The 11702-nt window shown below is 71.7% G+C and carries 11 protein-coding genes; 6 read left to right on the forward strand and 5 right to left on the reverse strand.

Features of this window, described 5'->3' with window-relative positions; genetic code table 11:
* Positions 1-73 precede the first annotated feature (73 nt).
* The 5 genes from ACW4TU_RS35355 to ACW4TU_RS35375 all read left to right on the forward strand — a co-directional run bounded on the left by ACW4TU_RS35355 (position 74) and on the right by ACW4TU_RS35375 (position 4743).
* The gene (locus ACW4TU_RS35355) at positions 74-916 is read left to right on the forward strand and encodes a transporter substrate-binding domain-containing protein (protein WP_457419991.1); all 843 of its coding nucleotides are present in this window, start codon (positions 74-76) and stop codon (positions 914-916) included.
* On the forward strand, positions 913-1749 hold the full coding sequence (locus tag ACW4TU_RS35360; RefSeq protein ID WP_457419993.1) for an amino acid ABC transporter permease: 837 nt from the start codon (positions 913-915) through the stop codon (positions 1747-1749). Before ACW4TU_RS35355 ends, ACW4TU_RS35360 begins: the two co-directional genes overlap by 4 nt.
* Positions 1746-2597, forward strand: coding sequence for an amino acid ABC transporter ATP-binding protein (locus ACW4TU_RS35365; RefSeq protein ID WP_457419995.1), 852 nt, complete (start codon positions 1746-1748; stop codon positions 2595-2597). The genes ACW4TU_RS35360 and ACW4TU_RS35365 overlap by 4 nt, the downstream gene beginning before the upstream one ends.
* A gap of 10 nt (positions 2598-2607) precedes the next feature.
* Positions 2608-3699, forward strand: a complete 1092-nt coding sequence (locus ACW4TU_RS35370) for an amidohydrolase family protein (protein WP_457419997.1) — start codon at positions 2608-2610, stop codon at positions 3697-3699.
* 156 nt (positions 3700-3855) lie between these two features.
* Positions 3856-4743 (forward strand): SCO1860 family LAETG-anchored protein, encoded by an 888-nt coding sequence (locus ACW4TU_RS35375; protein WP_457419999.1) that lies wholly within the window; start codon positions 3856-3858, stop codon positions 4741-4743.
* Positions 4744-4926: 183 nt separating this feature from the next.
* Here the strand turns inward: ACW4TU_RS35375 and cobC are convergent, their stop codons facing one another.
* The 5 genes from cobC to cobM all read right to left on the reverse strand — a co-directional run bounded on the left by cobC (position 4927) and on the right by cobM (position 10860).
* A complete protein-coding gene (gene cobC / locus ACW4TU_RS35380; RefSeq protein ID WP_457420001.1) occupies positions 4927-6000 on the reverse strand; it encodes an Rv2231c family histidinol phosphate aminotransferase CobC in 1074 nt (357 codons plus the stop codon).
* Positions 5990-6928, reverse strand: coding sequence for a sirohydrochlorin chelatase (locus tag ACW4TU_RS35385; RefSeq protein WP_457420003.1), 939 nt, complete (start codon positions 6926-6928; stop codon positions 5990-5992). Before ACW4TU_RS35385 ends, cobC begins: the two co-directional genes overlap by 11 nt.
* An 82-nt stretch (positions 6929-7010) precedes the next feature.
* On the reverse strand, positions 7011-8741 hold the full coding sequence (cobJ, locus tag ACW4TU_RS35390; protein WP_457420005.1) for a precorrin-3B C(17)-methyltransferase: 1731 nt from the start codon (positions 8739-8741) through the stop codon (positions 7011-7013).
* Positions 8738-10024 carry a precorrin-6y C5,15-methyltransferase (decarboxylating) subunit CbiE gene (gene cbiE, locus ACW4TU_RS35395; protein WP_457420007.1) on the reverse strand — a complete coding sequence of 429 codons (1287 nt, stop codon included), beginning with the start codon at positions 10022-10024 and terminating at the stop codon, positions 8738-8740. Before cbiE ends, cobJ begins: the two co-directional genes overlap by 4 nt.
* On the reverse strand, positions 10021-10860 hold the full coding sequence (gene cobM, locus ACW4TU_RS35400) for a precorrin-4 C(11)-methyltransferase (RefSeq protein ID WP_457420009.1): 840 nt from the start codon (positions 10858-10860) through the stop codon (positions 10021-10023). The genes cbiE and cobM overlap by 4 nt, the downstream gene beginning before the upstream one ends.
* A 98-nt stretch (positions 10861-10958) precedes the next feature.
* On the opposite strand from cobM, the gene ACW4TU_RS35405 reads away from it, so the two are divergent.
* Entirely contained in the window at positions 10959-11699 is a 741-nt protein-coding gene (locus tag ACW4TU_RS35405) for a ZIP family metal transporter (RefSeq protein ID WP_457420011.1), read from the forward strand.
* The last annotated feature ends 3 nt before the right edge of the window (positions 11700-11702 follow it).

Below are 11702 nucleotides of genomic sequence, written 5' to 3' on the forward strand. Positions count from 1 at the left end.
CCATAGTAATGATTTGAGATAGTCAAACTTCTCCTTATAATCAGAACCCACAGTCCCCCCACAGGAGGTCCCCTTGAACACGGTCCTCGCCCGACGGTCCCGCATGCTGGCCGCCACCACCGCGACGGCCGGGCTCCTGCTCGTCGCCGGCTGCTCCTCCGACGACGCCGGCGGCGCCTCGAAGACCGCCGCCGGCGGGGTCGAACTCGTCAAGGGCGGTCAGCTCACCGTCTGCACCCACCTCCCCTACCCGCCCTTCCAGTCGGAGATCGACGGCAAGGTGCAGGGCTTCGACGTGTCGCTCGTCGACCTCGTGGCCAAGAACCTCGGCGTGAAGCAGAAGATCCTCGACACGCCCTTCGAGAACTTCAAGACGGGTGCCTTCCTCAACTCGGACCAGTGCGATCTCGGCGCGGCCGGCATGACCATCACCGACGAACGCAAGAAGAACGTCGACTTCTCCGACCCCTACTTCGCCGCGACGCAGGCCGTCCTCGTCGACAAGAAGAGCGGCATCACCTCCTTCGCCGACCTCAAGGACAAGAAGGTCGGCGCCCAGGCGCAGACGACCGGCGAGGACTACGCCAAGGGCAAGGACCTCGACCCGGTCTCCTTCGAGTCCTCCGACGCCGTCCTCAACGGCCTGCGCACCGGACAGGTGGAGGCCGTGATCATCGACTACCCGGTCGTCCAGGGCTGGCTCAAGACCCCGGCCAACGCGGACGCCTTCAAGGTGGTGGACAACCTCAACACCGGTGAGCAGTACGGCTTCTCGGTGAAGAAGGGCAACACCAAGCTGCTCGCCGCGCTCAACAAGGTGATCACCGACTCGAAGGCGGACGGCACGTACAAGAAGCTGTACGAGCAGTGGATCGGCCCGTACGACGAGTCCGCCGCCGCTCCGTCCGCGTCATGACCGATGCCTCAGCGAAGCAACTGCAGCCCCGCAAGCAGGGGTTGAGCCGCACTCAGAAGCGGGCGCTGTCCCGTGGCGCCCAGTACGCGCTGTTCGTCGCGGCCGTCGTCGCCCTCGCGGTGTCGGCCGACTGGGCCCGTCTGAAGAACCAGTTCGCGCAGGCGGACCTGGCCAAGCAGATGTTCCCGGAGATCATCACGCTGGCGCTCAAGAACACCGTCCTCTACACCCTGTCGGGCTTCGTCTTCGGCCTGGTGCTGGGGATGGCGATCGCCCTGATGCGGCTGTCACCGGTGGGCCCCTACCGCTGGGTCGCCGGCATCTACATCGAGATCTTCCGCGGTCTGCCGGCCCTGCTGATCTTCATCTTCGTGGGCGTGGCGGTGCCCCTCGCCTTCCCCGGCACGGAGATCCCGGGCGGGACGTACGGCAAGGTGGCGCTGGCACTCGGTCTGGTGTCGGCGGCGTACATGGCGGAGACGATCCGCGCGGGCATCCAGGCGGTGCCCAAAGGCCAGATGGAGGCGGCCCGTTCACTGGGCTTCTCGCATGCGCGGGCCATGGTCTCGATCATCATCCCGCAGGCGTTCCGCATCGTGATCCCGCCGCTCACCAACGAGTTGGTGCTCCTGTTCAAGGACTCCTCGCTGGTGCTGTTCCTCGGTGTCACCCTGGACGAACGCGAACTGGCCAAGTACGGCCGCGACCTGGCCAGCCAGACCGCCAATTCCACGCCGATCCTGGTGGCGGGCCTGTGCTATCTGCTGGTGACGGTGCCGCTGGGCTTCGTCGTACGACGGCTGGAGACGAAGGCGGGGGAGGCGACCAGGTGAGTGACGTTACCGAGGACACGAGTGTGCCGGAGATCGAAGTCCGGGACCTGTACAAGGCGTTCGGCGACAACGAGGTGCTGCGCGGCATCGACCTGGAGATCGGGCAGGGCGAGGTCGTGTGTGTGATCGGCCCGTCCGGGTCCGGCAAGTCGACGCTGCTGCGCTGTGTGAACCTGCTGGAGGAGCCGACGAAGGGCCAGGTCCTCGTCGGCGGTACGGAGGTCACGCACCCGGACGTCGACATCGACGAGGTCCGCCGTCGTATCGGCATGGTCTTCCAGCAGTTCAACCTCTTCCCGCATCTGACGGTGACGCAGAACCTGACGCTGCCGCAACGCCGGGTGCTGAAGCGGGACAAGGCTCAGGCCGCGCGGGTGGCCGCGGAGAACCTGGAGCGGGTGGGCCTCTCGGAGAAGGCGGACGCGTACCCGTCGTCCCTCTCCGGCGGCCAGCAGCAACGGGTCGCCATCGCGAGGGCGTTGGCGATGGGCCCGGAGGTCATGCTCTTCGACGAGCCGACGTCGGCACTCGACCCCGAGCTGGTGGGGGACGTACTGGCGGTGATGCGCAGGCTGGCGAACGAGGGCATGACGATGATGGTCGTCACCCACGAGATGACGTTCGCCCGCGAGGTCGCCGACCGGGTCGTCTTCATGGACGGCGGAGTGATCGTCGAGGACGGCCCTCCGGCGCAGGTCATCACCAACCCGAGCCATGAACGCACCCGTCACTTCCTCTCCCGCCTGCTGGACCCGGCGATGGCGGACGTGGAGGAGGAGACGGCGCAGGAGGCGGAGGGACAGGCGGAGGGACAGGCGGAGGGGGAGAAGCCGGAGCAGCCGAACTAAGGTGCCGTCCATGAGCGATCAGGCGGTGCTGCGGGTGAAGGGGCGGGTGCTGGTCGGCCCGGAGGAGATCCGGGACGAGCTGTGGGTGGTCGGCGGCAGGATCGCGTACGACCGCCCGCCCGGCGCCCGGGACATCCGTACGGTGGAGGGCTGGGCGCTGCCCGGTCTGGTCGACGCGCACTGCCATGTGGGCCTCGGCCCGGACGGCCCGGTGCCCGACGACACGGCGGAGAAGCAGGCGCTGACCGACCGGGACGCCGGGACCCTCCTCATCCGGGACGCCGGCTCACCGTCGGACACCCGCTGGACCGACGCCCGCGAGGACCTCCCGGAGATCATCAGGGCGGGCCGGCACATCGCCCGTACCCGCCGCTACATCCGGGGCTTCGCGCACGAGATCGAGCCGGACGACCTGGTGGCGTACGTCGCCCGGGAGGCCCGGCGCGGCGACGGCTGGGTGAAGCTGGTGGGGGACTGGCTGGACCGCGGCACCGGAGACCTCTCCGCCTGCTGGCCGCGCGAGGAGGTGGCGGCGGCGATCGCGGAGGCCCACCGCCTGGGTGCGCGGGTCACGGCCCACTGCTTCGCGGAGGACTCCCTGCGGGACCTGGTCGAGGCGGGCATCGACTGTGTCGAGCACGCGACGGGCCTGACCGAGGACACGATCCCCCTGTTCGCCGCACGCGGCGTGGCGATCGTCCCGACCCTGGTGAACATCGCGACGTTCCCGAACCTGGCGGCATCCGGCGAAGCCAAGTTCCCGACCTGGTCGGCCCACATGCGCCGCCTGCACGAACGCCGCTACGACACGGTGCGTTCCGCGTACGACGCGGGGATCCCGGTGTACGTCGGCACGGACGCGGGGGGCACGTTGCCGCACGGGCTGGTCGCGGCGGAGGTGGCCGAGCTGACCAAGGCGGGCATCCCGGCGGTCGAGGCGCTGTCGGCGACGACCTGGGGTGCGCGGGAGTGGCTGGGGCGGCCCGGCCTCGCGGAGGGGGCGGCGGCGGACCTGGTGGTGTACGAGAGCGATCCGCGGGCGGACGTACGGGTGTTGGGGGCGCCGTCGCGGGTGGTGCTGAACGGGCGGGTCGTGGGGTGATCCGGGTGAATGCGGTGAACATCCGTGCCGTGGGATTCGAAGATCTGCGCGGAAACCCCACGGAGGAGTGAAGTCCCGTCAGATTGCTGACCGTTGACGCCCTGTACGTAATTCTTACCGGGTCCCGAGCGGGTCTCTTCCGAGGGGTCCCCAGCCGTGAACGCCACCAACTTCCGCATGCCCGCACGCCGTCTGGCCACCGTCGCGGCAGCCACGGCCCTGGTGGCCGCCGGTCCCGCGGCCCTGGCCCACGCGACGGAGGACCAGGGCCGCGCGAGCGCGGTCGTCCTCCGCACCGGCCTGAACGTGTCACTCCTCAACAAGAGCGTCAACGTCCCGCTTGCGGTCGCCCTGAACGAGGTCCAGGCGCCGCGGAGCGCCCAGCAGACGGCGCTGACCGCCACGTTGGACGGCGTGGACGGCGGAAAGCCGTTCACCGTGCTCGGTGCGGAGGCCGCGGAGGAGAAGGCGGCGGTGTCGGACGGGAAGGCGGAGGCGTCGACGAGGCTCGTACACGCCAAACTCCATGTGCCCGGCCTCCCGCTCCTGTCACTCGTCGAGGTCGAGCAGGTCACGTCGAAGGCGACCTGCGTCGCGGGGGAGAAGCCGGTCGCCTCCTCGAACCTCCTGGGTGCGGTGACGGCTCTCGGAAAGAAGGTGACGCTGACGCCGAGCGGTCCCGTCGAGGTCAAGGTGCCAGGAGTCGGCGAGGTACGCCTCGACCTGGCACAGACGGAGACGACGACCCGTACGGCGGCTGCGACCGCGCTCGAACTCAAGGTGTCCGTCAACCCGTTGGACCTCAACGTGGCGGAGGTCGAGGGCACGGTGACGCTGGCGAAGGTGAGTTGCGAGGCACCGGCGGCGCAGGCTCCGACGCCGACGAAACCGGCACCGGAGGTGAAGCCGCAGGGGGCACCGGCCCAGGCGGGGCTCGCGGAGACGGGGGGCGGCTCGATGATGCCGTACCTCGTGGGCGGGGTGGCCGTGCTGCTGGTAGCGGGCGGAGGAGCGGTCGCGCTGGCGCGCCGAGGCAAGAGCTGACGCAGGGGGCGTTTTCTCGCCCCCGCCGCCCCTACCCGTCCCGTCCTCGGGGGCGCTGCCCCCGAACCCCCGCTCCTCAAACGCCGGAGGGGCTGAATATTCAGCCCGTTGGGGGTCCCCCCTCTGGGGGCGCAGCCCCCAGGAACAGGATGGGACGGGTAGGGGCGGCGGGGGCGAAGAAACTCACCGTCCGGCGAGCGTCACCGCCCGGTCGAACGCCTGCAGAAACCCGTTCACCGTCACCCGATCCCGCACAGCCACCCGCAACCACTCCTCCCCCAACCCGGGAAACGTGTCCCCCCGCCGCACCGCATACCCCAGCCCCCGCAGATGCCCCCGCACCACAACGGCCCGAGGCACCCGCACCAGCACGAACGGCCCCTCCGCCGGCGTCACCACCCGCACCCCGTCGGACCCGAACTCGGCGAGCCCGGCGACCAGATGAGCCCGGTCGGCGGCGATACGCCGCGCCCCCTCCTCCGCCTCCACCAGCGCCGGCCCGGACACGCACACCTCCGCCGCGGCCAGCGCCGGCGTGGACACCGGCCACAACGGCTGCGCCCGCTCCAGCTCCACGATCGTCTCCGGCGCCGCCAGCACGTACCCGATCCGCAGCCCCGCCAGCCCCCACGTCTTCGTCAGGCTCCGCAGCACCACAAGCCCGGGCACGTCCGTACGCCCGGCCAGCGCCTCCCGCTCACCCGGCACCGCGTCCATGAACGCCTCGTCGACCACCAACGTCCGTCCAGGGCGGGCAAGTCGGGCGATGGCAGCCGCCGGATGCAGGATCGACGTCGGGTTGGTCGGGTTGCCGATCACCACGAGGTCGGCATCGTCGGGCACGAGTGCCGGGTCCAGCCGGAATCCGTCCGCCGCCCGCAGCAGCACCCGGTCCACGCTGTGCCCGGCATCCCGCAGTGCCGCCTCCGGCTCCGTGAACTGCGGATGCACGACCACCGGCCGGCGTACCTTCAGGGCGCGCGCGAGCAGCACGAAGGCCTCCGCGGCCCCGGCGGTGAGCAGCACCCGCTCCACCGGCACCCCGTGCCGGGCCGCCACCGCGGCCCGCGCGGCCCGTCCGTCGGGATACGCGGCGAGCCCGCCGAGCGACCCGGCGATGTGTTCACGCAGCCAGGCAGGGGGAGCGTCGGCCCGGACGTTCACGGCGAGGTCGATCAACTTGGCGCCGTCGTCGCGCACTTCGGCGTCCCCGTGATGCCGAAGGTCATGCCCGTCGGTGTCTGAGTCAGTGCGCATGTGAGTGCGAGTGCCCGTGTGAGTGATGTCCATGATGGTGACCATCGTGGTCGCCTTCGTCGTCCGGATGGAAGTGCGGCTGCTGAGGCATTCCGACCTTGTCCTCGAAGCCGGGCAGTGCGATCCGGTACACGCACGAGTCGCAGTTCATCCGCAGATCCCCCCGCACGGCCTCCCGGTACCGTTCCATCACCAGGTCGAGCAACTCCGGCTCCGGACCGATGACTTCGGCGGACCGCACCTCGACCTCCGGGTGCGCGGCGGCCCAGCCCTCCGTCTGCTGCCGCACCCGGTCCGGCAGAATCCCGGTGAACAGGAAGTAGGGCAGGACGACGATCCGCCGCGCACCCAGCTTCACGCACCGGTCGAGCCCCGACGGCACGTCCGGCGCCGCCAGCGACACGAACGCCGTCTCCACACCGGCGTAGCCGCGCCCCTCCCACAGCAGCCGAGCCGCCTTGAGCACCTCGGCGTTGGCGTCCGGGTCGGTGGAGCCGCGCCCGACCAGCAGCACGGTCACGTCGGCCCGGTCGGCGGGCGTACGAGCCCCACCGCCCAGCGCCTCCTCCAGCCGCCGCTCCAGCACCGCCAGCAGCGCCGGGTGCGGGCCCAGCGGACGTCCGTACGTGTAGGAGATCCCCGGGTGCCGCTCCTTCTCCCGGGACAGTGCCGCCGGGATGTCCCCCTTGGCGTGTCCGGCGGACACCAGCATCAGCGGAACGGCGGCGAACCGCCGTACCCCCCGCTCCACCAGCTCGGTCACGGCATCACCCAGCGGTGGCGGCGACAGCTCGATGAAGCCGCCCGCGACGGGCAGTTCGGGGTTGCGGCGCCCCAACTCCCGTACGAAGTCACGGAACGCCTCAGCCCCGGCCTCGTCCCGGGTGCCGTGGCCGGCGATGAGCAGGGCGGGCGGCGGGGTGGTCACGATGTCTCCTCGGACGGTGAAGTGGGATGAAGGGAAAGGGTGTTGGGACGGGCGCCGGGCAGCAACGCCGGACCATCGGTGGTCATCGCGTCGTCTCCTGCCAGCGATACCCGCGAGGCGTGACCATCCGGCCCGCGATGTTCCGGGTCGCGGTGTTGCCGACGGTCACGACCGTCATCATGTCGACCGTCGCCGGGTCGAGTCCGGCCAGCGTCGTGACGCGGCTGGACTCGTCGGGCCGCGACGCGTTCCGTACGACACCCACGGGCGTCGTCGGCTCCCGGTGCGCGCCGAGGATGGCGAGCGCCTTGGGCAGTTGCCAGTCGCGGCCCCGGCTGCGCGGGTTGTAGAACGTCACGACGATGTCCGCCTCGGCCGCCGCCTGCACCCGCCGCTCGATGACATGCCAGGGCGTGTGCAGATCGGAGAGGCTGATGGACACATGGTCGTGGCCGAGCGGAGCCCCGAGAATCGCGCCGGCGGCGAGGGCGGCCGTGACACCGGGCACCCCGACCACGTCGATGTCGTCGGACGCCTCGGCGAGCGCGGGCGACGCCATCGCGTACACGCCGGCGTCCCCGCTGCCGATCAGTGCGACCGCCTGCCCCTTCCTGGCCTCGGCCACCGCCGTCCGCGCCCGCTCCTCCTCGGCGCCGAGCCCCGACTCCAGGACGCGGGTCCCGGGCCGCAGCAGATCACGGATCTGGTCGACGTACTGATCGAGCCCGACCAGCACGGACGCCCGCCGCAACTCCGCCTCGGCACGCGGCGTCAGCAGATCCCGCGCCCCGGGCCCGAGCCCCACGACCGCGAGCCGCCCACGGCCCGGCCGCCGTACGACGGCACAGGTCGCCATGGCCGGCGCCCCGTCCGCACGCTCCGACTTCCTCTTGGGTACGAGGAGTTCGCCCCCGCCGAGCAGCGCGGCAGCCTCCGCCACGGACGGCGTACCGACGGCTGCGAGCGGCGCGTCGGAGGGATTCGGCACGTCGACCCCGGCCAACTCGTCGGCGGAGTACGTCACCACGGGCACCCCGAGCCGCTCGGCGGCCCCGACGATCCCGGGCTCGCCCGCCTTCGCGTCGACGGTGGCCAGCGCGGCGACGGAGGCCACCGAGAGCCCCGCGTCCGCCAACGCCCCCTCGACCAGCCCGAGTACCTCGTCGACCGGCGCCCCCTTGGAGGCGCCCACACCGACGACGAGGGACGGCGGACGCAACACGACCACACCCGCACCCACACCGTCACCGTCGATCAGCCGGTCGGTCACCCGGATCGTCGGCCCGGCGCCCGGCACCGTGCTCCCGGCACCGGACGGCAGCACATTGGACGGCAGCGCGGGCAGCGGCCAGCTCGACTCCAGTTCCAGCGCGACGGGTTCACCGTCGAGCAGTGCCCGTGTGACTCCCGCGACGTCGCCCTCGACGGGCAGCCCGAGGGTGTCGAGCCCCGGCACCCCCACGGCGTCCGTCGCGGTGGTCACCACCGGCTCCGCACCCAGCAACCGCCCGACCTCGCGGGCGAGTTCATTGGCCCCGCCGCCGTGCCCGCCGACCAGCGACACGGCGAACCGTCCGCCCTCGTCGACGCACACCACTCCGGGATCGGACGCCTTGTCGGCCAGCAGCGGGGCGACCAGCCGTACGACCGCCCCCGTGGCCAGGAAGCACACGAGCTGCGAGCACTCTCCGAACGCGCGCCGGACGGCGTCGGCGACCGGCCCCTCGTACACACGCGTACGGTCGGGCCAGGCGGCGGCAAGCCGATCACGCGCCGCCGCGCCCGCCGCCGTCGCGGAAATCAGGCCGATCACAGAGCATCTCCTTCGCTACCGGTATGTCTGTCTGTATGTGCCGCGGGACGCGTGCCCCACAGCAGGAAAACGGGGTTGGTCGCCGCGAGCCGGGTCACCTCACCCGGCAGCGGTGCGAGCCGGGACGACTGCAGCAGAACGCCGTCGCAGTCGAGGCCGGCGCCGATGAGTGCCGCACGCACGGCCGGGACCCGGTCGAGGGCGGCCATCGCGACCACCACCGTCCGCCGGGCCCGCCGCGCACACGCGGTGACGATCGAGGGCAGCTCGCGCCCGCCCCCGCCGATGAACACGGCGTCGGGGTCGTCGAGTTGGGACAGCGCGGGCAGGTCATCAGGGGCGCTCCCCTCCACCACCCGCACATCGACACCGTGCGCGGCGGCGTTCGCCCGCACCCGCTCCGCCCCATCCGGCGTCTTCTCGACGGCGACCACGGCCGCCCCCAGCCGCGCGCACTCCACGGCCACGGACCCGGAGCCCGCGCCGATGTCCCAGACCAGGTCACCGAGGCGCGGCCCGAGCCGGGACAGTGCCAGGGCCCGTACCTCGAACTTGGTGATCATCGAGTCGCGGTGGGCGAACTCCTGCTCGTCCAGGGCCCATTGACCGGGCCCGACAGCCGACCCGGCGACCGTGACACCGACGCGCGCGAGGGCCTGCGCCTCGTCCAGACACAGCACCACACTCACCGCGTCGCCCCAGTCCCGCGCCGCCGCCTCGGCAGGCGTGACCCGCTCGACGCGTTCGAGCTCGGGATCGCCCAGCGCCGACGCGACGACCAGAACACGCGCCCCCGGACCGCCCACCAGGGCCGAGCCCAGTTCGGCGGGCCCCGCGCCCGGCCCGGTCAGCACCGCCACCTTGGGCCGTGCCCGGCACACGTTGACCGCCGTCCGCAGTTCCCGCCCGTGCGCGCTGACGACCACCGCGTCGTCCCAGGTCAGCCCGGTCCGGGCGAACGCGGCGGCCACGGAGGACACCCCCGGCCGGACATCGAGCCGCCCGGCCCCGAACCGCTCGGCCAGCGCCCGCACGATCCCGAAGAACCCCGGATCACCGGAGGCGAGCACGACAACGGGCCGTTCCTTCCCGACGTACTCCTCGATGGTGTCGAGCGCCGGAGCCAGTGCCCCGAGGACAACCCGCTCGGCACCCTCCGCCACAGCCGCCGACACCGCGGCCAGATGCCGTCGGGCGCCCACGACCAGCGCGGCCCCGGCGACGGCTGCCGTGGCGTCCGGCGGAAGCGGTGCCCCCGTCCCCGTACCGATGACGGTGATCACGTACTCGCCCCTCGCTCGCGCAACGCCCGGCGGGCCGCCGGGTCGGCCTTGCGGAAGCCGTGGAAGTGGCCGGGGTGGTAGAGGTGCGAGCGGGTGCCGCTGGCGTCGAGGGCCGGGCCGATCAGGAACAAGGTGTGCTTCCACAGCTTGTGCTCCTTGACCGTCTCCTCCAGCGTCTCGATCGTGCACCGCACGACCAGCTCCTCGGGCCAGGTCGCCTGATAGGCGATGACGACCGCTGTGGACGTCGGATAACCGCCCTCCAGCAGCTCCCGTACGAGCTGTCCGCTGCGGGCGGCGGACAGGAAGATCGCCATGGTGGTCCCGTGCCGGGCGAACTCCCGCACCTCCTCGCCCGGCGGCATCGGCGTCTTGCCGCCGCCCAGCCGGGTGAGGATCACGGACTGCGCGACCTCGGGGATGGTCAGCTCACGCTGGGCGAGGGCGGCGACAGCGGAGAAGGAGGAGACCCCGGGGACGATCTCCGTTTCGATCCCGATCTCGGCACACCGGTCGACCTGCTCCTGGGTACCGCCCCAGAGCGCGGGATCGCCGGAGTGGATCCGGGCCACGCGCAGGCCCTCGCGCACGGCACGCCCGTACACGGCGACGACGTCCTCCAGCGACATGGTCGCCGAGTCGAGGATCTCCGCCCCCTCGCGAGCGTGTTCGAGGACCGCCTCCTGTACGAGGCTGGCCGCCCAGATCACGATGTCCGCGTCGGCGATGGCGCGGGCGGCGCGGAAGGTCAGCAGATCGGCGGCGCCGGGGCCGGCACCGACGAACGTCACCTTGCCGGTGGGGGCGCCGGTCGAAACGTCGGCCGTGGGAGCCATGGGTCGAGATCCTCTCGTACGGAATGTCGAAAACGTCAGTAAGTGTGCGGATGGGTGTGGAGGTGCGCGAAGGCGGGTTGATCGGATAGCAAGAGCACATGGCGGTCTTCGTCGCGCTCGGCGCGTTCCTGATGACGCTGGCCGGCGGCTGGACGGCACTGCGTGTGACCGACCGCCGCCATCTCGTCCTGGGCCTGGCCGGCGGCCTGATGCTGGGCGTGGTCGGCCTCGACCTGCTGCCGGAGGCGCTGTACGCGGCGGGCCGGGAGGTGTTCGGCGTACCGGCCGCGCTGCTGCTGTTCGTCGCCGGTTTCCTGCTGGCCCATCTGGTGGAACGTCTGCTCGCCGTGCGGCAGGCCTCGCACGGCGCCTCCGAGGGGACCGGCGAGCACGGCGGCCGGACGCCCCAGGTGGGCCTGACGGCCGCCGCGGCCATGGTCGGCCACAGCGCGATGGACGGCGTCGCGATCGGCGCCGCCTTCCAGGTGGGCGGCGGTATGGGCCTCGCGGTCGCGCTCGCCGTGATCGCCCACGACTTCGCCGACGGCTTCAACACCTACACGATCACGAGCCTGTACGGAAACGCCCGCCGCAAGGCCCTGGCCATGCTGTTCGCCGACGCGGCGGCACCGGTCGTGGGCGCGGCCTCGACCCTCTTCTTCACGATTCCCGAACAGGCGCTCGGCGGCTATCTCGGCCTCTTCGCCGGCGTACTGCTCTACCTCGCCGCCGCCGAGATCCTCCCCGAGGCCCACCACGACCACCCCACCCACTCGACGGTGCTGTGCACGATCGCGGGCGCGGCGTTCATCTGGCTGGTGGTGGGCCTGTCGGGCTGAGCG

It is taken from the genome of Streptomyces kryoterrae (assembly GCF_054072135.1).

Coding starts and splice junctions, on each gene's coding strand:
- ACW4TU_RS35360 (WP_457419993.1), top strand. CDS start 913: ATGACCGATGCCTCAGCGAAGCAACTGCAGCCCCGCAAGCAGGGGTTG.
- ACW4TU_RS35370 (WP_457419997.1), top strand. CDS start 2,608: ATGAGCGATCAGGCGGTGCTGCGGGTGAAGGGGCGGGTGCTGGTCGGC.
- cobC (WP_457420001.1), bottom strand. CDS start 6,000: ATGCGCACTGACTCAGACACCGACGGGCATGACCTTCGGCATCACGGG.
- cobM (WP_457420009.1), bottom strand. CDS start 10,860: ATGGCTCCCACGGCCGACGTTTCGACCGGCGCCCCCACCGGCAAGGTG.
- ACW4TU_RS35405 (WP_457420011.1), top strand. CDS start 10,959: ATGGCGGTCTTCGTCGCGCTCGGCGCGTTCCTGATGACGCTGGCCGGC.